This is a genomic window from Actinosynnema sp. NPDC049800, from assembly GCF_040656635.1.
Lineage (GTDB): Bacteria > Actinomycetota > Actinomycetes > Mycobacteriales > Pseudonocardiaceae > Actinosynnema.
Genome location: NZ_JBFAMT010000032.1, coordinates 41,267 through 64,317, shown reverse-complemented (window position 1 = coordinate 64,317; position 23,051 = coordinate 41,267). Strand labels below are relative to the sequence as shown.

Genomic DNA, 23,051 nt, shown 5'->3' with positions numbered 1-23,051 from the left:
CCGGCACGCTAGCAGTGGATCGAACCGATCGGTACCATCTAAGTCATGCCGGTGGCCAAGGGCTCCACGATCGACCCGGGGCGCACCCGTGCCGCGATCCTCGACGCGGCCACCCCCGTGCTCTACGAACGCGGCCTCGACGGCATCGGCGTGGCCGAGCTGTGCACGCGGCTCGGCGTGTCCAAGGAAACGCTCTACCGGCACTTCGGCACCAAGGACGGCCTGGTGCGGGCCGTGCTGGAGGCCCGCAGCGACCGGGTGACGCGGGCGCTGGCCGACGCCGTGGCCGCCGCCGGGCCCGATCCCGCCGACCAGCTCACCGCCGTGTTCGACGCCTTCCAGCGGACCTTCGACGAGCCGGAGTTCCGCGGCTGCGCCCTGCTCAACGCCGCCGCCCAGCACCACGTCGAGCCGGTGCGCGCCCTCACCGCACGCCACCTGGACCGGTACCTCGACACGCTCGTCGGCATCGCCGAACGCGCCGGGGCCGCCGACCCCGCGCTCCTCGGGCGGCAGCTCCTGATGCTGGTCGAAGGCGCGACCGTGGTCGCCACGCACCACGGCCCGACCGGAGCGGGCGACCACGCGCTGCGCGCCGCGCGCACCCTGCTCGCCGCCGCGTCCTGACACCGAACCCGTTCGGCGGAGTGGCGGACGGGGCGACAGGGGGACCATGGGTCGGGGGGAGTGCTCATGGATTTCGGTCGCAGAACCTTCATCCAGGCCACCGGTCTCGTCGCGCTCGGCGCGTGGGAGAACGACTGGGACCGGCTGCGCCGCGCGCTCACCGGCAGGCTGGTCCTGCCCGGTGACGACGTATACGACACCGTGCGCCGGCCGTACAACACGGTGTACGCGCACCGCAGGCCCGCGGCCGTGGCGCTGTGCGCCGACGAGTCCGACGTGGCGCGGTGCCTCGACTTCGCGGCCCGGGAGCGGATCCCGGTCGCCGCCCGCAGCGGCGGGCACAGCTACGCCGGCTACTCGGTGCCCGAGAACGGCCTCGTCGTCGACCTGTCCGCGCTGCGCCGGATCCGCGTGGACCGCCGCGGCCGGGCCGAGGTCGGCGCGGGCACGCGGATGATCGACCTGTACGACGAGTTGGCTCGCAACGGCCGGTTGCTGCCCGCCGGGTCGTGCCCGACCGTCGGCATCGGCGGGCTCACGCTGGGCGGCGGCATCAGCGTCGTCGGGCGCAAGTACGGCCTGACCGTCGACCACCTGCGCGCCGCGCGGATCGTGACGCCGGGCGGGCGGCCGCGCCGCACCGACGACCACGTCGAGCCCGACCTGTTCTGGGCGCTGCGCGGTGGTGGCGGCGGCAACTTCGGCGTCGTCACGTCGTTCACGTTCGACACCGAGCCCGCGCCGGACGTGGCCGCGTTCGTCCTGGAGTTCCCGGCGGGTGCGGCGACCGACGTGCTGGGCGCGTGGCAGGAGTGGATGCTCGACACCCCGGACGGCCTGTGGTCGGCGTGCAACGTCCGGGCCGGCAGCCCGCCGCCCGCCAACGTCATCGGCAGCTGGATCGGGTCCGAGGCCGAGCTGGACCGGCTCCTCGACCGGTTCGCCGCGAAGGTCGCGCCGACCAGCCGCACGGTCCTGCCGATGGACTACGGCACCGCGATGCGGTTCTTCGCCGGCTGCCTGCCCGCGTGCCTGCCCGACGACGGCTCGCCGTTCGTGGCGTCGTCCAGGATGCTGCACCGGCCGGTCGACCCGGCGCGGGTGGTGGCGCTGCTGGAGGGGCGGCGGACGGGCCGGGCCCAGTTCGACACGTTCGGCGGCGCGATCGCGCGCGTGCCGCCGGACGCCACCGCGTTCCCGCACCGCCGCGCCATCGCCAGCGCGCAGGCGTACGTCGACGTGGTCGGCGTCGGCGAGGCCGAAGCGCGCCGCATCATGGCCGACCTGCGCGACGGCATCGGCCACGACACCGGCTACGTCAACTACATCGACCCCGACATGCCGGACTGGCCGACCGCCTACTACGGCCGGAACCTCCCACGCCTGCGCCGCGTCGCGCGCCGCTACGACCCGGACCGCGTCCTCGCGTTCCCCCAAGGGCTCGCCTGACCCGGGACCGAAAGGTGATCACCAGATAGTGGATGATCACTCACATGTCCACGTCGTCGATCGGTTCGCCGCACCGCGGGCCGATCACCGCGCTCACCGCCGTCCGACGGGCCGATGGGCGGGCGGTGCTCGTCAGCGGGTCGCACGACGGCGGTGTGCGCCGCTGGGACGCGGTCACCGGACAGGCGCTGGACGACCCGCTCGACGGTCGGGCCTGGGTGTGGTCGCTGGCCGCCGCGTCCACAGAGGACGGACGCGCACTGGTCGTCGGCGGGTTCGGGGACGGCCGCGTGGTGCGGTGGGACGCGGCCACCGGCCAGCCCTTGGCGGAAGTGCCCCGGACCGGGTGGGTGCGGGCCTTGGCCGTCGTCGGCACGGTGGTGTTCAGCGGTTCCGACGACGGCGACGTGCGCCGGTGGGACGTGACGACCGGTCTGCCGGTGGGTGACCCGTTGCGCGGCCGCGCGTCCTCGGTCTGGTCACTGGCCGCCGCGGCGCTGCCCGACGGCCGCACGCTGGTCGTGGGCGGTTACGCGGACGGCGCGCTGTGGCACTGGGACGCGGTGACGGGCCGGCCCGAAGGCGAGCCGGTGATGGGCCACGCCGGTCCGGTGCGGTCGCTGGCCGTGGTCGGCACCACGCTGTTCAGCGCCTCCGACGACGGCAGCGTGCGCCGGTGGGACGTGGCGACCGGGCAGCCGGCGGGCGACCCGCTCACCGGCCACCCCGCCGCGGTGCTGTCGCTGCTCCCGGTCGTGGTGGACGACGGCCGCACGCTGCTCGTGGCCTGCTGCCGTGACGGCTCGGTGCACCGGTGGGACGGCGGAACCCCGGTGGGGGAGCCCCTGACCGGCCATCGCGGTCCCGTGCGGTCGCTGGCCGTCGTCGGCACGACGTTGTTCAGCGGCGGCGACGACGGCGACGTGCGCCGCTGGGACGCGGCCACCGGCGAGGCCGTCGGCGACCGGCTGACCGGCCCGCCCCGGGGCGTGCGGTCGCTGACCACCAGCGGGTCGCTGCTCGTCGGCGCGAGCGGCGCCGAGGTGTGCCGCTGGGACCTGGACACCGGCCGACCCGTCGGCGAACCGCTCGTGGGGCACACCGCCCCGGTGTGGTCGGTGGCCGCCCTCGGCACGCTGCTCGTCAGCGGGGGAGAGGACCTGGCGGTGCGGCGCTGGGACCTCACCACCGGCCGTCAACTGGGCGAGCCCCTCACCGGGCACACCAAGACCGTGACGTGCGTGCTCGCGTTCGAGCACGCCGGGCGCGTCCTGGTCGCGGGCGGCTCCCAGGACCACACCGTGCGCCTCTGGGACGCCGGGACGGGCCGTCCCGTCGGCGAACCGCTCACCGGCCACAGCGGCCACGTGCGGTCGCTGGTCGCCGTGCGCCTCCGCGACGGCCGCACGCTCTTGGTCAGCGCCGCCTACGACAAGACCGTGCTGCGGTGGGACGTCGAGACCGGAGCGCTGGTGGGCGAGCCGATCACGGGTGAGGACGGCGTTCGCGGGCCCGTGGCCGCGGTCGTCCTGGACGACGGGCGCGTGCTGCTCGCCGGCGGGGGCCGCAAGGGTGTCGTGCGCCGGTGGGACGCGGAGACCGGGCAGCCCGTCGGCGAGCCCATGGCGGGGCACACGCCGACCCACTCGGTGACCGCGCTGGTCGCGGCCCGGCCTGGTGGCGGGCGCCCGGTGCTCGTCAGCGCCGGGCCCGACGGGCTCGTGCTGCGGTGGGACGCGGAGACCGGCCGCCGCTTGGGTGAGCCGATCCACTCCGGCGGCCGGGCGGTGAAGCTGACCGCCCTCGGCACGCCGGACGGCGGACTGGTCGTCATCACCGGTTCGGACACGGGCATCACGACGCGGCGGCTGACCGCGTGACGACGGCGCGGGACGACGGACGACCGGGAGGACACGACCACGTGGACGTGCAGAAGCTGTTGTGGCGCTTGGCCGACGAGTACACGAAGCGCTCGGACACGGTCCGGCCCGACTGGTTCGACCACGCGGGCGACCTCGTCGTGGCGGACGGTCGGGTGACCTGGGAGACGCCGTGGCGCACCGAGGCCGGCTTCACCCACGCGCTGCCAGCCGGCCCCCACCCGGTCTACGTGGGCTCGCACACCGTGATCGCGGACCACTGGGAACCCGACCGGTTCCGGTACTTCGCGAGCATGGTCGTGATCCCGCTGGCCGAGCCCGCGCGCATCGCGGCGGCGGAGTGGGACCACGACGGGTACGACGACATCCACCTGATCGAGGACTACGCCGTGCTGTGGGGCGACGAGGCCATGCGCGCCACGCTCCCGTTCGAGGACGACGTGCCCTCCTTCTTCCCCGACGCGCGGGACCGCATCCTGGCCAAGGGGCCGCACCACCGGCCCGACAACTGGGTGGACGTGGTGCTGGACCCGGAGACCGGGCTCAACGGGATCGTCCTCCCCGTGGCGGCCGAGAACCTCACGGGTCACGAGATCGTGGACGACGACGGCACGCTGCTCTGCCTGGTGCTGGCGACGTACGACTAGGAACGGATCCGGTGCGCCGTAGGCGTCCGAGGGTGTTCCGGGCTACCCTGGGAGCGCTCCCAGGAGATTCCCCGCCGTCGTGGACCCTTCGGAAGGAGTTCCATGCGAAGCACTGTCCGCGCCTTCGTGCTGGCCGGGCTGATGGCCGCGTCCGCGGTCGTCGCCGCAGCCGGGCCGGCCCAGGCCGACACCACGATCTGCGAGCAGTACGGATCGACCACCATCCAGGGCCGCTACGTGGTCCAGAACAACCGCTGGGGCTCGTCGGCCACCCAGTGCATCAACGTCACCTCGACCGGTTTCCGGATCACCCAGCAGCAGGGCTCGGCGCCGACCAACGGCGCACCGCTGTCGTACCCGTCGGTGTTCCTCGGCTGCCACTACTCCAACTGCTCGCCGGGCAGCAACCTGCCCATGCAGGTCAGTCGGATCCGCAGCGCCTCGTCCTCGATCAACTACACCTACGTGGGCGGCACCTACAACGCCTCCTACGACATCTGGCTCGACCCGACGCCCAAGACGAACGGGGTCAACCAGATGGAGATCATGATCTGGTTCAACCGCCAGGGCTCGATCCAGCCGATCGGCAGCGCGGTCGGCAACACCACCATCGGTGGCCGCAGCTGGCAGGTCTGGCGCGGCAGCAACGGCGCCAACAACGTGATCTCCTACGTCGCGCCGTCGCCGATCACGTCGTGGTCGTTCAACGTGCTCGACTTCGTCAACGACGTCCGCAACCGCGGCGCGATCACCACGTCCTGGTACCTGACCAGCATCCAAGCCGGTTTCGAGCCGTGGAACGGCGGCACCGGCCTGGCGGTCAACAACTTCTCCGCCTCGGTCAGCGGCTGATCCGAGCACCGGGCCGGTCCGGGCCGACACCCCGGACCGGCCCTTCGGCGCGGTCAGCGCTCGAACACGACCTCCGCCGCCGGCACCAGGCGCACCGCGCCGCCGGGGTGGACGGCCGTGCCGAGGAGCCGGTTGTGCCGCGCGACGACCTGCTCGGCGGTGAGGCCCGCCTCCGGGTCGCCGTCGGCCGCCGGCGAGTGGCCGTCGCTGACCAGCACGACGTCCAGGCCGTGGCTCAACGCCGACCGCGCCGTGGCGTCCACGCAGTAGTCGGTGGCCAGGCCGGTCAGCACCACGGTGTCCACGTCCCGTTCGGCGAGCAGCGCGGCGAGGTCCGTGCGGTAGAAGGCGTCGGTCGCCGTCTTGTCGAGCACCACGTCGGTCGGTTCGAGGCCGAGGCGTGAGCTGATCCGCGTTCCCGGGTTCGCCGGGTCGAACGGCGTGCCGCCGGGCCCGATCTGCCGCAACGCGACCACCGGCACGCCGTTGCGCCGGGCCTCGCGCGCCAACGCGGCGACGCGGTCGACCAGTTCCTCGCCGCGCCAGACGAGCGGGACCAACATCTCCTGCAGGTCGACGATCAGCAGTGCCGCGTTCATGCCGACGCAGCCTAGCCGCGGGCGGGCTCGACGCGGTCGGTCGCGCCGCGACGGAACGGCCGGTCCGGCCGTTCGCGGTGGGCCTCGGTTTGCGCCGGGACCGCTGTAACCTATATAACCAGTTACATGGCACTGAGCTGGAAGTTGGTCATCGACACCAAGAACGCACCCGCCCTCGCGGACTTCTGGGCCGCGGCCCTGGACTACGAGGTGGAGGACCCGAGCGCGCTCATCGAGCAGCTGCTGGCGGCCGGTCACCTCGGCGCGGAAGCGGTCATCGAGCACAACGGTCGCAAGAACTTCCGCGGTTTCGCCGCCGTCCGCCACCCCGAGGACCCGTTCGACGCGACCAGCGGCGTCGGGCGCGGGCGGCGGCTGCTGTTCCAGGACGTGCCCGAGGCCAAGTCCGGCAAGAACCGCCTGCACATCGACATCCACGGCGAGCCGGGCGGCCTGGACGAGCTGGTGGCCCGCCTGGAGGGTCTCGGCGCGACCCGCGTCACCGAGTTCGACAAGGGTCCGGCCGGGCACTGGTGGGTCATGCGGGACCCGGAAGGCAACGAGTTCTGCGCGTCGTAGGGCGGGAGAACTTCGGAGGAGTGACGGGGGCGCTGATCGGGTACCTGAGGCTCACTTGACTCGAAGGAGTGAACGTGACCGTCTCCGGCATCATCAGCGCCCTCATCGTGGGCCTGATCATCGGCGCCCTCGGCAGACTCGCGCTGCCCGGCAAGCAGAGCATCCCGATCTGGCTGACCATCGTCGTCGGCATCGTGGCGGCCGTGATCGGCACCTTCATCGCGAACGCGCTCGGCGTGGGCGACACCCGCGGCATCGACTGGATCGAAGTGATCATCCAGGTCGCGCTCGCCGCCGGCGGCGTCGCCGTGGCGGCGGGCTTCTACACCCGCAAACGGGTCGCCTGACCCACCGCGCCCGACCCCGTCGAAGCCTGACCTCCCGCTCACCCGGCGGGGGTTAGGCTTCGGCCATGTCGAGAGGGCGTGGCCGGACGGCGGACACCGCCGCGGCGATCGCCGCGGGCCTGGTCGCGCTGCTCGGGCTGCTGGTGCAGTCGCGCGGCGTCGACACCCCGGGCGAGTGGGCGGCACTGCTCGTCGTGCTGGTCTCCGCCGGCGCGCTGGTCGTCCGCCGCCGCCACCCGATCCCGGTCGGCGTGGTGGCGTTGGCCGCCATCAGCGCGTACGGGGCGCTGCTGCACCAACCCGGCCCGATCATGGTCGTGTTCGTGGTCGCGCTCTACACGGTCGTCGACGAGGGCCACCTCGCCGTCGCCATCGGGCTCGGCGTCGCCTCGGTCGTCGCCTTCGCCCTCGCGGACAGCTTCAACCGGACCGACAACGGCGCGACGTTCCTGCACGCCGGCTGGCTCATCGCCGTCATCGTCGGCGTGACCCGCAACCGCCGGGCCTACCTCGCCGAAGCGGAGGCGCGCACCCTCGCCGCCGAGCAGCGGATGGAGGAGGAGGCCCGGCGACGCGCCACCGACGAACGGCTGCGCATCGCCCGCGAGCTGCACGACGCGCTCGGGCACCACCTCTCGCTGATCAACGTGCAGGCCAGCGCCGCGCTGCACCGCCCGGACCCGGCCCGCTCCGAGCAGGCGCTCACCGCGATCAAGCAGACCAGCAAGGAAACCCTGCGCGAGCTGCGCGCGACGCTCAACGCCCTGCGCCAGGACGGCGACGCGCCACCCGGCCTGAACCGCCTCGGCGACCTCGTCACGACGGCGGGGCGGTCCGGGCTGGAGATCCGCGTCGAGCTCGCCGAGACCCGGCCGCTGCCGCCGGAGGTCGACCTGGCCGCGTACCGGATCGTCCAGGAGGCGTTGACCAACGTGACCCGGCACGCGGGCGCGACCGCCGCCGTGGTCCGCGTCCGGCCCGACCACGACACCGTGCTGGTGGAGGTCGAGGACGACGGCACCGGCGCACCGGGCGCGCCCGGCAACGGCATCCTCGGCATGCGGGAACGGGCGCAGGCGCTGGGCGGCGAGCTGACCACGGGCCCGCGCCCGGACGGCGGCTTCCGGGTCCACGCCCGCCTGCCGCTGCGCGAGGACCCGGTGCCGGCGTGATCCGCCTGCTGCTCGCCGACGACCAGACCCTCGTCCGCGCCGGGTTCCGGTCCATCCTGGACGGTGAGGACGGCATCGAGGTGGTCGGCGAGGCCGCCGACGGCGCGGAGGCGGTGCGGCTCACCCGGCACCTGCGGCCCGACGTCGTCCTCATGGACGTCCAGATGCCCGGGCTGGACGGCCTGGCCGCCACGCGGGAGATCACCGCGACCTCCGACGTCCGCGTGATCATCCTGACCACGTTCGACCTGGACGACTACGTCTACGGCGCGCTGCGGGCCGGTGCGAGCGGCTTCCTGGTCAAGGACACCGAGCCGGCCGAGCTGATCCACGGTGTGCGGGTCGTGGCCCGCGGTGACGCGCTCCTCGCGCCGTCGGTCACCCGCCGGCTGATCGCCGAGTTCGCCACCCGCGCCACGCACCCGGACCCGGGACCGCGGCTGAGCGCGCTCACCGACCGCGAACGCGAAGTGATGGCGCTGGTGGCGGCTGGCCTGTCCAACGACGAGATCGCCGCCCGGCTCGTGCTGAGCCCGGCCACCGCGAAGACCCACGTCAGTCGCATCATGACCAAGGCGGGGGTCCGCGACCGGGCCCAGCTGGTGATCCTCGCGTACGAGTCCGGCCTCGCCGTGCCGGGCTGGCTGACCGATCAGGCGGTCTCCCGGCGCGAGCGCGCCAGCGCCGACCCGCCGAGGACCACGGCGACCGACCCGACCACCAAGGCAACGTAGGCCCCGCCACGGCCGTTGCCGGTCCCGATGCCGCTGTCGGAGGTGACCGCGACGAGCCCGCCGAGCGCCAGGCCGACGGCACCCGTCGCCAAGGACACGAGGGCCCCGAGCCGTCCGGTGCGGGTGCCGAAGCGACCGGTGGGCCGGGTGAGGGCCAGCGCGCCCACCACGAGGCCGACCAACCCCAGCACCGCGCCGAGACTGGCGCCGATCCGTCCCGGGCTCATCGTGTAGACACTGGCCGCGGCGAGAACATTGGCGACATGCATGGGGATTCCTCCACTCGTACAACAGGTACGGGCAGCGTAGGAACGGGGGTGGCCGCGAGTCGTCATGCCGGAGTTGCCGATCTTCCTACCACCCCGGTTGTACGCCCTCCGCGCGCCGTACCACCGCAGTGGCGGTCGCGTGCCGCAGCGGGCTCGCCGTCGGTCATACCCATACGGGGTATGGTGGAACGGTAGGTCGTCGGCGGAGGGGGCGGTCGGTGGGTGTCAGCGGGTTCGTCGCGGAGGGCTACGAGCAGGTTCGCCGGGTGTTCACGAGGATGGTCGACGAGGGTCGGGAAACCGGCGCCGGGCTGTCGGTGTGGGCCGGTGGACGTGAGGTCGTCCGGTTGAGCGGTGGTTGGGCCGACGTGGCCCGCAGCCGTCCGTGGCGGGACGACACCCTCGTCACCACGTACTCGACCTCCAAGCCGTTCGCCGCGCTCACCGCGCTGGCGGCGGTGGCCGACGGCGCGTTGTCGTTGGACGAGCCGGTGTCGACCTACTGGACCGACTACGCGACCGGCGGCAAGGAGCGCACGACGTTGCGGCAGGTCCTGACCCATCGGGCGGGTCTGCCCGCGTTCCCGGCCTCGGCCGCCGCGGTGGACCTGCTGGACGACGCGGGGCTCCGGCGTGAGCTGGCGGCGGCCACGGCGGAGTCCGAGCCCGGGTCGGTGTTGGCCGAGCACGCGTTGACCTACGGCCACCTGATCGACGGGGTCCTGCGTGCCGCCACGGGGCGGTCGCTGGGCGAGCTGTACGCCGACGTGGTCCGGCCGGCGTTGGGCGTCGACGCCTGGTTCGGCGTGCCGGAACGGGACCTGGACCGCGTGGCCGAGCTCGAACTGGGCATCGACGGCAGCACGGACGACCTCGTGGCCGAGGTCGCCTCGTCGTACCAGCGCGCGCTCGCCCTCCCCGTCGGCGCGCTGGACCCCGCCCGCCTCAACTCGCCGGACTGGCACCGGGCGGTGTTCGGCGCCAGCGGTCTGCACGCCTCCGCGACCGCGCTGGCGCGGTTCTACGCGGGCCTGACCGCGCCGGACGGGCCGGTCCGCCGACTGCTCGGACCGCGGTTGCACGCGGACTTCCTGGCGTCCCAGGTGTGCGGTCACGACGAGGTCGTCGGCACGACGGTGAACTGGGCGCTCGGCCTGTTCCGCACCGGCTCGTTCATCGGCCTCGGCGGGTTCGGCGGGTCGGCCGCGTGGTGGTCGCTGCGCAACGACCACGCGGTGGGTTACGTGACCCGCCGACTCCACGACCACTCGCGGATCGCCGAGATCGCCGCCGAACTGGGCGACGACCTCAACCTCCGGGTCGACTGCGGCTGACGCCCGGTCGGGACGCGCCGACCGACCACGAGCCCGAACGCGCCGAGCGCGGTCAGGGCGCGGGCCACGTCGAACATCTCCCACCGGTCGAGGATCGCCGCGTGGTTGGCCAATGAAGTCACGGTCGGCGCGCCCGCGGTGGTGGCGCGGCCGGCCGCGTGAGTTGGCGCCACGTTGCGGGCGGGCGGAAGTCCGGCTTGACAGGGTGATACCCCTAGGGGGTATGTTCGCGATCGCTCCACGGGATACCCCCGAGGGGTATCGAAAGGAAGGACCCGTCATGAACCCCGATCCCCGGCGCTGGTGGGCACTCGTCGTGCTCGCGGCGGCGCAGTTCATGGTCATCATGGACACCTCGATCATCGCCGTGGCGCTGCCGGACATGCAGCGCGAGTTGGGCTTCACCCCCGGCGGGCTCCAGTGGGTGTTCAACGCCTACGCGGTCGCGCTCGGCGGCCTGCTGCTGCTCGGCGGCAGGCTCTCGGACCTCTGGGGCGCACGCCGCGTGTTCGCCGTCGGCTGGGCCACCCTGATCGTCGGCTCGGTGATCGCCGCCGCCGCGACCGGGGCGGGTACGGAGGTCGTCGGCCGCGCGGTGCAGGGCGTCGGCGCGGCGCTGATCGCACCGGCCGCGATGACGCTGCTCATGGTCCTGTTCGCCGGTCAGCCCCGCGAACTGCCGAAGGCGATGGCGTTCTACGGCGCGGCGGCCCCGGCCGGCGGCACCGCGGGCGTGTTCCTCGGCGGCGTGATCACCGAGTGGCTGAGCTGGCCGTGGGTGTTCGTCGTCTACGTCCCGATCGGCCTGCTGACCCTCGCGCTCACGCCGAGGCTGCTGCCCGTCGTCCCCGGTCGCAGCGGTGGCCTGGACGTCGGGGGAGCGGTCGCGGTGACCGGCGGGCTCGCGCTGGCCGTCTACGCCATCGTGCAGGCGCCAGAACGCGGCTGGGCGTCGACGGCCACGCTGGTGCAGCTCGGCGCCGCGGCGGTCCTGCTGATCGCGTTCCTGCTGGTGCAGCGGACGGTCAAGAACCCGTTGATGCCGCTGAAGGTCTGGCGCACGCCCGACCTGGCTGCGGCGAACGTCGCGATGGCGTTGCTCGGCGCGGCGTGGATCCCGATGTGGTACTTCCTCAACCTCTACGTCCAGCAGGTGCTCGGGTTCGACGCGTTCGCCAGCGGCGCGGCGCTGCTGCCGATGACCGCGCTCATGACCGTGCTGATGACCACGGTCACCGGACGCCTGATCGGCCGCTTCGGCGCCAAGCCCCTGATCGTCGCCGGACTCGCCGTGCTCGCCGCCGGCCTCGGCCTGCTGGCCACCGCCGACCCGGGCGGCAGCTTCGTCGTCGACGTCCTGCCCGGCTCGCTGATCGCCGCGGTCGGCATGGCGCTGGTCTTCATCCCCGCGACCATGGCCGCCATCGGCGGGGTCGCCCCCGACCAGGGCGGGCTGGCCTCGGGCATCGTCAACACCACCTACCAGGTCGGCTCGGCGCTCGGCCTGGCCGCGATGACGGCGGTGGCGACGTCGCGGGGCGCGGACCGGCTCGGGGACGCGGTCGCGCTGACCGACGGCTACTCGGCCGCCTTCACCGGCGCCGCGCTGGTCGCCCTGGCCGCCGCGTTGTTGGCCGCCTTCACCCTGCGTGGCCGGGTCGTCGAGCCGGTGGCGGTCGACGCCTGACCCGCGGTGGATCAGTACCCCGGCTGGGTATGCTACGTTCTCGGGCATACCCAGTCGGGGTATAGCTGTCCACTGGTTCGCCGCAGCAGGGAGATCAGGTGCCCGAAACGAGCAAGGTGACCGTCTGCCGGGGCTGCTGCTGCGGCACCGTCGACAAGCACCCGGACGTCGACCACGCGACGCACCTGCGGAAGTTCCGGGAGGCCGTGGGGCCGGGGGCGGTCACCGTGGCCAACTGCCTGAGCTCCTGCGAGTTCTCCAACGTCGTCGTGGTCAGGCCGGCCCGGGGCACGGGCGTCCGGCCGGTGTGGCTGGGCGGCGTGCTCACCGACGAGGCGGTGGACCACGTCCTCGACTGGGTCGCCGCGGGCGGGCCGGGCCGGGCCGAGATGCCGGCCGGCCTGGCCGACCACCTGATCGACCGGCCGGCCGACGACAGCGCCGCGAGCTGACGCGCGCGGTCGCCGTCGCCGTCCGCCGGGCGTCAGCCGGGCGGCAACAGGCCCTGCATCTCGGTGATCTCGGCCTGCTGCGCGTCGACGATCCGCTGGGCGAGCGCCTTGGCCTCGGCGTTGGCGCCGTGCCGGAGTTCCACGTTCGCCATCTCGATCGCGCCCTGGTGGTGCCTGATCATCATCCCCAGGAACATCCGGTCGAACTCGGTGTCCCGGGCCTGTGCCAGCGCCTCCATTTCGGCGGCGCCCATGCCGGGCTGGTCCGAACCGTGGTCCATGCCCGGCATGCCGGTGGTGTGCACCTGCGCGCCCCAGCCGGTCAGCCAGCCGGTCATGGTCTTGATCTCCGGGTCCTGCGCCTTCTCGATGCGCGACGCGAGGTCGAGCACCTCGGGGGTGGTGGTCCGGCCGTGGACGAGCTTCGCCATCTCGATCGCGCCCTGGTGGTGGGGGATCATGCCCTGCGCGAACGTGACGTCCGCCTCGTTGTGCCCACCGGACGGTGCGCCGGCGGCGGCGCTCGGGTGGCCGGTCGTGCTGCCCGGGTCGTGGCCGGTGGAGTCGCTGCCGCACCCGGCGAGCACGAGCACGGGGGTCAGGAGGGCGAGCGCCGTCCCGACCAGGTTCTTCCTGGTCATGATGTCCTCTGCGGTGTGGATCCGAGTCGGTTGCGCGGCGTCGCGTCGACGTCCACAAGGGACGTCACGCGCCGCCTGTCACAGCCGCAGGACGCAGAGGGTGGCGAGCAGCGCCGGCGCGCCGCCCGGTCTCGGGGGAGGTGAGCGCGGCCGGGCCGACCGCGTGGTGGCCGACGTCAGCCGCACGAGGACGCCGCGGCGGAGGAGCACGAGGACGGCGAGCAGCAGGCCGAGCCCGGCGACGAGGATCGCCAGGCACAGGTGCAGCAGGTCGTGCTGCTGAACGGGACCGGGCGCGTGCTCTTCGGACGCGCCGTGCGCGCAGCAGTCGGCCACCGCGGTCACGGTCACCGCGGCCTGCTCGTGCGTGCCGAGGTGGTGCATCCCCACGACGGCGAACGCGACAGCCCACACGAGAGCCCACAGCGAGGCTCGGGTGCGGACGCGGTGGAGCACGGGCCCATCCTACAAGGACCTACGATGGCGGACAGCCGACCTCGAGGTCGGCGGGGAGCGCGGGGGAGACGGTGCGGCACGTGCGGGTGGTCGGGCCGGCCGTGGTGGTCGTGGCGCTCGCGTTCGCCGCCACGCTGCTCGACCTCCCGGACCCGGAACAGCTCCGGGCCTGGATCGAGGGCAACGGCGTGCTGGCGCCGCTGGTGTTCTTCGCGGTGTGCGCGGCGGGGACGGCGGCGTTCTTCCCGAAACCGGTGCTGGCCACGGCGTCCGGCCTGCTGTTCGGCGTCCTACCGGGACTGGTGGTCGCGGTCGCGGGCTTCACGGCGGGTGCGTTGATCGCGTTCTTCGTCGCACGCCTGCTGGGGCGGCGGTCCGTGGCGCGGTGGCTGGGCTCCGGCCGGCTGAAGGTGCTCGACACGGCCTTCGCGCGCAACGGCCTGTCCGCCACGGTGGTGCTCCGCCTGCTCCCCGTGATCCCGTTCGCGGTGTCCAACTACGGCGCGGGCGTCACGGCCGTCGCGCCGAGGTCCTTCGCCGCCGGGACCGCGCTCGGGCTGCTGCCGACCACCGCCCTGGCCGCGACCCTCGGCGACGCCGCGCTCGACCTCGACTCACCCCGCTCGATCGCGGCCGCGGCGGCGTGGCTGGTGCTGGCCGTGGTCGGCGTCGTGTGGGGCCGCCACCTGCTCCGCCGGTCGAAGGTCTAGTCAGCGGTCCAGGACGGCGCGGGCCAGGTCGTCGGCCACGGCGTGCCGGTATGGGTTGGTGGCCGGACCGGCCGCCGTCGGGTGCACGCGGTTGGTCAGCAGCAGCACGAAGGACCGGCTCGCCGGCTCGACGACCAGCGAGGTCCCGGTGTACCCGGTGTGACCCACGGTGTACGGCGTGGCCAGCATGCCCATGAACGCGGGCTTGTCGACGTCCAGGCCCAGCCCGCGGGCGGCACCTGGGATGGCCGCGTTCCAGTTGGTCGTCATCGCCCGGACGCTGTCCGCCCGCAGGATCCGCCGGTCGCCGTACCGGCCGCCGTTGAGCAGCACCTGGGCGAAGACGGCGAGGTCGCGCGCGGTGGAGAAGACGCCGGCGTGCCCCGCCGTGCCGCCGAGGTACCAGGACGTGGAGTCGTGCACCTGGCCCCAGATCAGCCCGCGCGGACCCGTGTGCTGGGTCGGCGCGATGCGCGGCCGCAGGCTCTCCGGCGGGTTGAACATGGTGTCGCGCAGCCCCAGCGGCTCGGTGACCTCCGCGGCCACGAGGTCCGGCAGCGACCGGCCGGTGACCCGTTCCAGCACCTTGCCGACCACGATGAGGCTCAGGTCCGAGTAGACGTACCGCGTGCCCGGCTCCGACCGGAGCGCCACCGCGTAGACCGCGGCCAGCCGTTGCTCGACCGTCGGGTACGAACCGAGCGCCAAGCCGGCCGGCAGCCCGGAGGTGTGGGTCAGCAACTGCTTGAGCGTGACGTCCTGCTTGCCGTTGCCGGCGAACTCGGGCAGGTAGCGCGCGGCGGGCGCGTCGAGGTCGAGCAGGCCGCGCTCGACCAGTCGCAGCGCGACCACGGTGGTGAAGAGCTTCGAGATCGACGCCACGTCGAAGATGGTGTCCTCGCGCATCGGGATCCGCTGGTCGGGCGGCAGTTCCGCGCCGTCGGACCCGTACCGCAGCGCGTCTCCCACGGCGGCGTGGCGGGCGATCACGCCGTTGCGCGCGGCCAGCACCACGCCACCGGGGAACGCCTGGGGCACCGCGCGCACGCCCGCCTCGACGTCGGGCACCAGCCGGTCGACGTGCTCGGCGGCCAGTCCGGCCTGCCGTGCCGTGCCGTAACGCAGTCGGTCGTCGGGGAGCGGTCCGTCCCAAGGGGAACCGTGCCGTCGGGCGATGGCCAACTCGGCCACCACGGGCAGGTGGTCCGACGCCCCGGTCGTGACGACGCGCGTCTCGCGCACGCGGGCCGGGTAGCCGGCGGCGACGTAGTCGATGCGCTTGGTCGGCGCCGCGGCCGGGTAGGTCATGCCGGGGGACGACGGGTCGGTCATCGCCCAGGCGTCGACCAGTTCCGTCCACAGTGGAGCGAGTTCCGGCGCGTCCGGCGTCGCGTTGAAGTCGCCGAGCAGCACCCGCGCGTCACCGCGGTCCTCGGCCATCACGCGCAGCATGTCGGCGACCTGCGCCCGCCGCACCGCCGGGTCGGCGCGGTAGTCCAGGTGGGTGTCGTAGACGTGCACGCGTTCGCCGCGCACGTTCAGCTCCACCTCGGGGAACCCCGGCGCCGGTTCGGGTCTCGGGTCGGGCACCTGGGTGGACAGCCGGGTGATCGGGTGGTTCTCCGCCGCGACGATCGGGTGCCGGCTGAGCACCGCCACGCCGTACTGCCGCCGCGGCTTGCCCGGTTCCGCCGGGTCGAGGTCGTAGATGGGCGCGAAGTAGACGTCCATGCCGACCGCGGCGGCCAGTTCCGTCGCCTGGTCGCGCCACTCGCTGCGGGCCATCCAGTGGACGTCGACCTCCTGCACGCCGACCACGTCGGCGCCGGAGGCCGTGATGTCCGCGGCTGCCCGCGCCAGGTCCAGCCTGCCGTCCACGCCGATGCCGGTGTGGATGTTGTAGGTCATCACGGTCAGCGGCACGGTCCCGGCGCTCGTGGGTTCGGCCACCGCGGACGGTGTCGCGACCAGCAGCGCGCACAGGACGGCGGTCGGCAGGCGACGCATCGGGTTCAGCCCTCCCAGGTCAGGCCGTGGCCGAACGGGTGCAGCGCGGTCGAGGGATCGCCCGCGACCGGGATCGTCACCGGCAGCTTCCCGACCGGGGCGTGCTCCCCGTAGAGCACCCGCACCGCCGACTCCACCGAGACCTCGGTGTAGGAGTAGGTCGCCAGGTAGGTCTGCGCGTCCGGGAAGTACGCGATGTCGTACGGGTCCCGGACCGCGATCACGACGACCGGTTTCCCGGTGGCCAGCAACGCCTTCACCAGCCCTTGCTGGCCGACGTCGGTCCACGCCTTGTTGGTCGCGACGATCGTCAGGTCGGCCGCGCCCGCGCCGGCGACCGCGCGGTCGATCATCGCCTGGTTCGGGTTCGTGCCGGTGACCAGGGCGTTCGTCGTCGCCGAACGTCGGGCGACGGCGGTGGCGAGCCGGTGCGGCACCGGGTCGGCGGTCGTGCCCCAGCCGGTGGTGAACACGGAGGACGGCGGCGTGCGCAGGGGCAGGAGCGCGTTGCGCACGAGCGTCGTGGTCCGGTCCGTGATCCGTTGCGCGGCCTGCTTGTTCGGCGCCGTCCCGACGACCTCCGGCAGCTTCGCCGGGTCGACGAACGGGTCGTCGAACAGGCCGCGCTTGGCCTTCATCCGCAGGATCCGGCGGACCGACTGGTCGATGCGGCGCTCGGTGAGCTCGCCGCCGCGCACCGCCGCCAGCACCGCGTGGTACGCGAGGTCGATGTCGGGCGGCATCAGCAACTGGTCGACGCCCGCCTTCAGGGCCAGCACGGGCACGCGGTCGTCGCCGTACTTCTGCCGGACGCCCGCCATCCCGAGCGAGTCGGTGATCACCACGCCGTCGTAGCCGAGCCGGTCGCGCAGGATGCCGGTGATGATCGGCCGGGAGAGCGTGGCCGGGTCGCCGGACGGGTCGAGCGAGGGCACCACGATGTGCGCGGTCATGATCGAGTCGATGCCGGCGGCGATCGCGCGGCGGAACGGCGGCGCGTCCAGCCGTTCCCAGTCCTCGCGGCTGTGCCCGATCACGGGGAGACCGGTGTGGCTGTCCACGGCGGTGTCGCCGTGGCCGGGGAAGTGCTTGGCGGTGGCCGAGACGCCGCCCCGCTCGTAACCCCGGACCTGCGCCTCGACCAACGCCGCCGTCAGCTCCGGGTCCTCGGCGAACGACCGGACGCCGATCACCGGGTTGAGCGCGTTGACGTTGACGTCGGCGACCGGCGCGAAGTCCTGGTTGACGCCCATCGCGCGCAGTTCCCGCCCGGCGATCACGGCCGCCTCGCCCGCCGCCCGCGGGTCACGGGCCGCGCCGAGCGCCATGTTGCCGGGGAACGGCGTGACCGGCTCCCCGATCCGCGACACCACGCCGTACTCCTGGTCGGTGCTCACCAGGGCGGGGATCGCCGACACCCGCTGGATGCCGTTGGACAGCGCGGCGACCTGCGCCGGGTTGGCCGTGTTGCCGGACCACGCGAAGTAGATGATGCCGCCGAGGTGGTACTTCCGGATCAGCTGCTCGGCGTTGTCCACGCCGTGCTGGCGCCGGTTGGCGGCCACCGAGGCAGGGTCGGAGGCGTCGACCGTGGCGCCGTAGGCGTAGGTGACGAACAGCTGGCCGACCTTCTCCTCCAGGCTCATCCGCCGCAACGCGTCCGCCACCACGTCACCCGTGCCGGCCGTGGCCACCGCCGGGGCGGAGCCGACCAGCAGGGCCGCCAGCCCGACGACCACCCGTCGTCGGTTGAAGATTTTCCTCATGCGCACTCCTACAGTGAGGAAATCACCGATCCGGTCGAATGTACGCAGCCGGCGCCGGCGCCGGCATCGCCCGTTCGGGGGGCGTTGGCGCGAAGGACCGGGTGGGGAGTTACTCGAAGAGGGCGTACTGACCGGAGGGGGCATCGGGCGGCTCGGCGTCCGCGGGCGAGCCCGTGCCCATCCGGGTGAGCGCGGTGACCTCGTCGATCATCGCCAGGACCGTCGGCAGGGAGACGTGGCGGAGATCGGTGGTGGCCGTGCTCCAGTGGGCGGTCCGCAGGGCGAGGGCGGCCAAGCGGCCCGCGTCCCTCGGAGCGGTGTCCCGGGCCAGGCGCGCCAGCCGCATCGTGGTCCGGGACCGCTGGTTCGGGTCGACCATGGCGTCGATCACCTCCAGTGCCGGGCCGTGGCGCCCGCAGGTGGCCAGCGTCTCGGCCACCGCCGCCAAGGCCGCGGCGCGCTGGTCGGGGTCGGTGATCGACTCGACGGTCTTGCCGGTCCGGTCGTCGTGCCCCGCGGCGGCGAGGGCGGTGGCCATCGCGGCCAGCACCGAGTTCCGGTCGTACCGGTCGTGGACGCCGCGCATCGCCACCCCGGACCGGTCCAGCAGGTCCGCGGCCCGGTCGTGGCGGCCGATCACGGCCATCGCCTTCGACGCCGCGGCCAGCAGCAGCGCCTGGTGGTCGGGTCCGGTGGTCTCGTCGGCGGCCTTGACGAGTTCCTCGACCAGGCCTTCGACGCGGTCTTCGCGGTCGGTCGCGACGAGGCGTTCGGCCAGGCCGGCGATCGCGAGCCCCCGCTGGTGCGGCCAGGGGATCGAACGGGCGAGCGCGATCGCCTGGTCGTGCCGCCCCGCCTCGACCAGTGCCTCGACCACCGACAGCAGCGACCAGCTCCGCCGCTGGGGATCGACGATCAGGGACGCGGTCTCGACCGCCCGGTCGTGCCGGCCGGCCTTGGCGAGTTCCCTGGCCACCGCGGCGAGGGCCGAAGCACGCTGGTGGCGGCGGGTGATCCGGGCGACGGCCTCGGCCGCGAGGTCGTGCAGACCACCTTCGGCCAGCGCTTCGACCGCCGCCACCAGTTCCGACCCGCGCAGGTCGGGGTCGATGGCCGACCGCGTGGGCCGGAGGACCTCGTCGACGAGGCGCTCCGCTTCGTCGTGCCGGCCGAGAGCACGCAGCACCCCGGCGGCCGACGCCAGCGCCGAGCTCCGCCGGTAGGGGTCCAGGATCGAGCGCGCCGCCAGGACGACCTCGTCGGCGAGCTCTTCGGCGCGGTCGAGCAGGCGTGCTTCGACCGCCCCCTTCGCCACGGACACCAGAGCCCAGGCGCGGCGGTCGGGATCGGTGATCAAGCCGACCACGGCGACGGCCCGAACGGGGTGCCCGGCCCTGGCGAGCACCTCGGCGAGCGTCATCAACGCCCGGCCGTCCTGGAACGGGTCCGTGGCCGTGTGCGCGACCTGGACGGCTTCGTCGACGAGGTCTTCGGCCCGGTCGCGGAAACCGCTCTCGTGCAGCGCCTCGGCCAGCGCCACCAGTTCCGCGGCCCGCCGTTCGGGGTCGGCGATCGACCGCGCGACCTCGATCGCCGGAGCGTGCAGGCCGACGTCGACGAGCGTGCCGGCCGCCGATTCCAGGGCCAGGCACCGCAGGTCGAGGTCGCCGATCGCGTCGGAGGCGTCGACGATCTCGTGCACGAGCACCTCGGCCCGGCGGCTCCGCCCGTTCACGGCCAGCACCCCGACCACCACCCGCAACGCCCAGCTCCGCCGGTAGGCGTCGGTGATCGAGCGTGCCGCGCCGACCGCCTGGTCTGCGACCTCGTCCACCCGATCACGGGCGCCGTCCTCGGCGAACGCCTTGACGATCGGGACCAGCGCCAACACCCTGCGGTAGGCGTCGGTGATCGACCGCGCGGCGGTGTCCAGGGCCAGGTGGGGCAGTCCCGCCTCGACCAGGGACTCGGCCACCGCCGTCAGGAGCAGGTCCCGCTGGTCGTCGTCGGTGATCAGCCGGGCGACCTCGACGGCCAACGCGCACCGGTCGGCTTCGACCAGGCTCCGGCCGACCGACGCCAGCACCGAGCTGTCGCCCGCGTCGACCGCGACCTCCACGGCCTGGTCGAACATGCCCGCCTCGACCAGCGACGCCACGACCGGGGCGGTCTCGGGCCGCCCGACGATCGAGCGGCCGGTCGCCAAGGCCCGCTCGGGCAGGCCGGCGTCCGCCAGCGCCTTCGCCGCGGACGCCAACGCCGCGTTGCGCCGGTAGCGGTCGGTGGCGGACACGACGGCGTACTCCGCCTCGTCGTGCTGCTCGGCCTCGACCAGGGCGTCCGCAACGGACACCAGGGCGGCTCGCCGCGCGGCCGGATCGGTGATCGAGCGCGCGGTCTCCGCCGCCCGGTCGTGGTGACCGGCGCGGGTCAGCGTGGTGACCACCGACGCCAGGGACGATCCCGACCAGGCGTGGTCGGTGGGCGCGAGGGCGGCGCGCTCGGGCCGGTCCTCCCGGTCGTCGTGGTGGGCGGTGGCGAGCGCCCTGGCCATCGACACGAACGCGGTGTTCCGCTGGTACGGGTTGGGCATGGCGCGGACGGCCCCGGTCACCTCCTCCAGGAGGTCTTGGACCCGCCCGTGCGAGCCTTCCGCCGCCAGCGACTCGATCACCGACACCAGCGCGGTGCCCTTCCAGCCGGGGTCGGCGACGGCACGCGCGGCCTCGACGGCCCGGTCGTGGAGGCGGGCCCTGATCAACGACCTGACCACGGAGGTCAGCACCTCACCCTGGCGGAAGGGGTTGGTGATCGTGGCGGCCGTCCGGATCGCCCGGTCGTGCAGTCCACTGTGGAACAGCGCGCCGACCGCGTCGGCCAGGAGCGGGTTCTGGCGTCGGGGGTCGTCGAGGGCGAGGGCGGTCGTGACGACCTGGTCGAGCAGGTCCGCGGCCTGGTCGCGTCGTCCGGTGGCGGTGAGCGCGCCGGCGACGTGGACCAGGGCGGTGCCGCGCCGGGCCGGCGTGGGAATGAGGGCGGCGGTCTCCGCGGCCCGGTCGGGCCGACCGGTGTCGACCAGCGCGTCGACCACGGCGACCAGGACCAGGCTCCGGTGGTCGGGGTCGTCGGTGGACAGGGCGGTGGTGACGGCTTGGTCGAGGAGGTCCGCGGCTTGGCCGTGCCGTCCGGTGGCGGTGAGGGTCCGGGCGAGGGAGACCAGGGTGGTGCCGCGGCGGGACGCGGTGGGGATGAGGGCGGCGGTCTCCGCGGCTTGGTCGTGCAGGCCCTCGTCGACCAGCGCGTCCACGACCGACACGAGCATGGAGCTCTGCCGGTGGTCGTCCGTGACCGCCAGGGCGAACGAGACCGCCCGGTTGGCCCGGCCCATGCGGACCCACAGCCTGGGCACGTCCGGCGGCACGCGCGTGGTGCGATCGGTCAGGTGGTCGCGGTGCACCGCCAGGCGGGCGACCGCGAGGAGGTCCGGCGCGTCGCCGGTGACGTGGCGGTCGAGGGTCGCCGCGAGCTGGGCGAGGGCGGCGCGGTCGTCACCGGTGTGCGCGAACAGCCGTTCGTGGCGGACGGGATCGGTGCACAGGGCGGTGGCCTGCCCGACGTCAGCCGTGGTGAGCAGCATGAAGAGGTAGCCGCGCAGCAGGTACTCCGGCGTTTCCGCGGGCCAACCCCGGTCCCGGTACCCCGCGGCCCACCGGTGGACTTGCTCCCGGTAGGCGGACACCGCTTCCGCGCCCAGCATCTCCGCGGCGGTGACCCGCAGGTCGCCGTGCGCCAGCAGGTACACCTCCGGGGCCGTGCCGGGGGCGAGGTCGTTGTCGCGCCGGGTGAAGCTCCGCCCCGCCGCCGTGCCGAGGTGTTCGCGCACCTCCCAGGCCAGGGTGTCGGTCAACGTGGCGAGGTCGTCCGCGGTCAGCCCGCCTCCGGAGGCGACGACCAGGCCGAGCAGGTCGCGTTCGGGGCGGCCGGCGAGCAGGCGCTTCAGGTCGCGCTTCATCTCCGCGCGCACCGCGCGTGCCTCCGGTGAGACCTCCAGCTCCCGCACGATCCCGCCGTCGCGCAGCGGGTGGCCCTCCGGCACGTCGTCGGGCACGGGCGGGTCGGGCCGTCCGGCCACCACGACCCGCAACCCCTTCAACGGGCGGGCCGGGAGCAGCGCGGCGATGCTGTGCGAGTCCGGCCCCGTGCCGACGCCCCGGTCCTCGTCCAGCCCGTCCACGACGAGCACCAGGCGTTCACCGCGTTCGGCGCAGAGTGAGGCCGCGTCCTCCAAGAGCCCCAACAGGTGCGCCTCACGCGTGGCCGGCGTCAGGAACGGTGGCATCTGCTCGCCCAGCAGGGTGAGCAACTGCTCCAGCACGTTCTCCACGAACGCCACGCGGTCGGCCTGGTCGGCGAGCTGCGCCGTCACGAAGAACGACACCACCCGCACGCCGGGCGGCGGGTTCACCGCGAACCAGGACAGCAACGCCGACTTGCCCGCCCACGCCGCCGCCTTCAACCACCGGAACCAGCCGTCGGCCGACTCCTCGGAGCAGAACGCCGCCAGGTCGGCCAACTCCGACCCGCGACCGATCAGCTCGCGTGGCGCGATCCTCAGCACCTGGTGCCGGTACCGGGTCCGGACCGGCTCACCAGTCCGGAGGTTGACGTCCCGTCCCGCTTGGACGACCACACCGCCCGACGTGGCCGCCGCGGCGTTCGCCACGGCGTTCGCCACGGCCCCGGAGCCGCCGGTCCCGTTCCCGGCCGCCGCCGCGGGCCCGTCGGACTCGTCACCAACTCGCACCCCCGCATCATCCAGACCGGACTTCCGCGCGGTCCCGCA

General features: G+C 73.8%; 20 protein-coding genes. 13 read left to right on the top strand and 7 right to left on the bottom strand.

Annotated features, from left to right (window positions below):
- Positions 1-45: 45 nt before the first annotated feature.
- From AB0I91_RS29130 to AB0I91_RS29110, 5 genes are all read left to right on the top strand, one after another.
- Positions 46-627 (top strand): TetR/AcrR family transcriptional regulator, encoded by a 582-nt coding sequence (locus AB0I91_RS29130; protein ID WP_498779447.1) that lies wholly within the window; start codon positions 46-48, stop codon positions 625-627.
- A 66-nt stretch (positions 628-693) separates the two neighbouring features.
- Positions 694-2,076 (top strand): FAD-binding oxidoreductase, encoded by a 1,383-nt coding sequence (locus tag AB0I91_RS29125; protein ID WP_499614205.1) that lies wholly within the window; start codon positions 694-696, stop codon positions 2,074-2,076.
- Positions 2,077-2,120: 44 nt separating this feature from the next.
- Positions 2,121-3,956, top strand: a complete 1,836-nt coding sequence (locus AB0I91_RS29120) for a WD40 repeat domain-containing protein (protein WP_499639771.1) — start codon at positions 2,121-2,123, stop codon at positions 3,954-3,956.
- A gap of 41 nt (positions 3,957-3,997) precedes the next feature.
- Entirely contained in the window at positions 3,998-4,603 is a 606-nt protein-coding gene (locus AB0I91_RS29115; RefSeq protein ID WP_498779442.1) for a hypothetical protein, read from the top strand.
- A gap of 102 nt (positions 4,604-4,705) precedes the next feature.
- Positions 4,706-5,455 carry a GH12 family glycosyl hydrolase domain-containing protein gene (locus AB0I91_RS29110; RefSeq protein ID WP_498779440.1) on the top strand — a complete coding sequence of 250 codons (750 nt, stop codon included), beginning with the start codon at positions 4,706-4,708 and terminating at the stop codon, positions 5,453-5,455.
- A 53-nt stretch (positions 5,456-5,508) separates the two neighbouring features.
- Here AB0I91_RS29110 and AB0I91_RS29105 read toward each other — a convergent pair whose 3' ends face one another.
- Positions 5,509-6,054, bottom strand: coding sequence for a cysteine hydrolase family protein (locus AB0I91_RS29105; RefSeq protein WP_498779439.1), 546 nt, complete (start codon positions 6,052-6,054; stop codon positions 5,509-5,511).
- A gap of 126 nt (positions 6,055-6,180) precedes the next feature.
- Here AB0I91_RS29105 and AB0I91_RS29100 point away from each other — a divergent pair, with 126 nt between their 5' ends.
- The 4 genes from AB0I91_RS29100 (at position 6,181) to AB0I91_RS29085 (ending at position 8,886) form a co-directional block, all read left to right on the top strand.
- The gene (locus tag AB0I91_RS29100) at positions 6,181-6,633 is read left to right on the top strand and encodes a VOC family protein (protein WP_498779438.1); all 453 of its coding nucleotides are present in this window, start codon (positions 6,181-6,183) and stop codon (positions 6,631-6,633) included.
- A gap of 74 nt (positions 6,634-6,707) precedes the next feature.
- Positions 6,708-6,980 (top strand): GlsB/YeaQ/YmgE family stress response membrane protein, encoded by a 273-nt coding sequence (locus AB0I91_RS29095; protein WP_499639769.1) that lies wholly within the window; start codon positions 6,708-6,710, stop codon positions 6,978-6,980.
- 65 nt (positions 6,981-7,045) lie between these two features.
- Positions 7,046-8,152 (top strand): sensor histidine kinase, encoded by a 1,107-nt coding sequence (locus AB0I91_RS29090; RefSeq protein ID WP_498779435.1) that lies wholly within the window; start codon positions 7,046-7,048, stop codon positions 8,150-8,152.
- The gene (locus AB0I91_RS29085) at positions 8,149-8,886 is read left to right on the top strand and encodes a response regulator (RefSeq protein WP_498779434.1); all 738 of its coding nucleotides are present in this window, start codon (positions 8,149-8,151) and stop codon (positions 8,884-8,886) included. Before AB0I91_RS29090 ends, AB0I91_RS29085 begins: the two co-directional genes overlap by 4 nt.
- On the opposite strand, the gene AB0I91_RS29080 is transcribed toward AB0I91_RS29085, so the two are convergent.
- Entirely contained in the window at positions 8,805-9,155 is a 351-nt protein-coding gene (locus AB0I91_RS29080; RefSeq protein ID WP_499639767.1) for a DUF6223 family protein, read from the bottom strand. The two genes, AB0I91_RS29085 and AB0I91_RS29080, sit on opposite strands and share 82 nt — an antisense overlap.
- A 218-nt stretch (positions 9,156-9,373) precedes the next feature.
- On the opposite strand from AB0I91_RS29080, the gene AB0I91_RS29075 reads away from it, so the two are divergent.
- From AB0I91_RS29075 to AB0I91_RS29065, 3 genes are all read left to right on the top strand, one after another.
- On the top strand, positions 9,374-10,489 hold the full coding sequence (locus AB0I91_RS29075) for a serine hydrolase domain-containing protein (protein ID WP_499614217.1): 1,116 nt from the start codon (positions 9,374-9,376) through the stop codon (positions 10,487-10,489).
- Between the two features lie 280 nt (positions 10,490-10,769).
- Entirely contained in the window at positions 10,770-12,176 is a 1,407-nt protein-coding gene (locus AB0I91_RS29070; RefSeq protein ID WP_499639765.1) for an MFS transporter, read from the top strand.
- A gap of 98 nt (positions 12,177-12,274) precedes the next feature.
- Positions 12,275-12,628: a hypothetical protein gene (locus AB0I91_RS29065; RefSeq protein ID WP_499639763.1), complete on the top strand. Its 354-nt coding sequence runs from the start codon at positions 12,275-12,277 to the stop codon at positions 12,626-12,628.
- Between the two features lie 32 nt (positions 12,629-12,660).
- Here the strand turns inward: AB0I91_RS29065 and AB0I91_RS29060 are convergent, their stop codons facing one another.
- The gene (locus AB0I91_RS29060) at positions 12,661-13,269 is read right to left on the bottom strand and encodes a DUF305 domain-containing protein (RefSeq protein ID WP_498779425.1); all 609 of its coding nucleotides are present in this window, start codon (positions 13,267-13,269) and stop codon (positions 12,661-12,663) included.
- A gap of 78 nt (positions 13,270-13,347) precedes the next feature.
- Positions 13,348-13,725, bottom strand: coding sequence for a hypothetical protein (locus AB0I91_RS29055; protein WP_499614225.1), 378 nt, complete (start codon positions 13,723-13,725; stop codon positions 13,348-13,350).
- 80 nt (positions 13,726-13,805) lie between these two features.
- On the opposite strand from AB0I91_RS29055, the gene AB0I91_RS29050 reads away from it, so the two are divergent.
- The gene (locus AB0I91_RS29050) at positions 13,806-14,435 is read left to right on the top strand and encodes a TVP38/TMEM64 family protein (protein WP_499639761.1); all 630 of its coding nucleotides are present in this window, start codon (positions 13,806-13,808) and stop codon (positions 14,433-14,435) included.
- Here the strand turns inward: AB0I91_RS29050 and AB0I91_RS29045 are convergent, their stop codons facing one another.
- The 3 genes from AB0I91_RS29045 to AB0I91_RS29035 form a co-directional block, all read right to left on the bottom strand.
- Entirely contained in the window at positions 14,436-16,442 is a 2,007-nt protein-coding gene (locus AB0I91_RS29045; RefSeq protein WP_499639759.1) for a serine hydrolase, read from the bottom strand.
- 5 nt (positions 16,443-16,447) lie between these two features.
- A complete protein-coding gene (locus AB0I91_RS29040; protein WP_499639757.1) occupies positions 16,448-18,208 on the bottom strand; it encodes a glycoside hydrolase family 3 protein in 1,761 nt (586 codons plus the stop codon).
- A gap of 109 nt (positions 18,209-18,317) precedes the next feature.
- Complete coding sequence (locus AB0I91_RS29035; RefSeq protein WP_499639755.1) at positions 18,318-23,012, bottom strand: hypothetical protein; 4,695 nt, start codon at positions 23,010-23,012, stop codon at positions 18,318-18,320.
- Between the last annotated feature and the right edge of the window lie 39 nt (positions 23,013-23,051).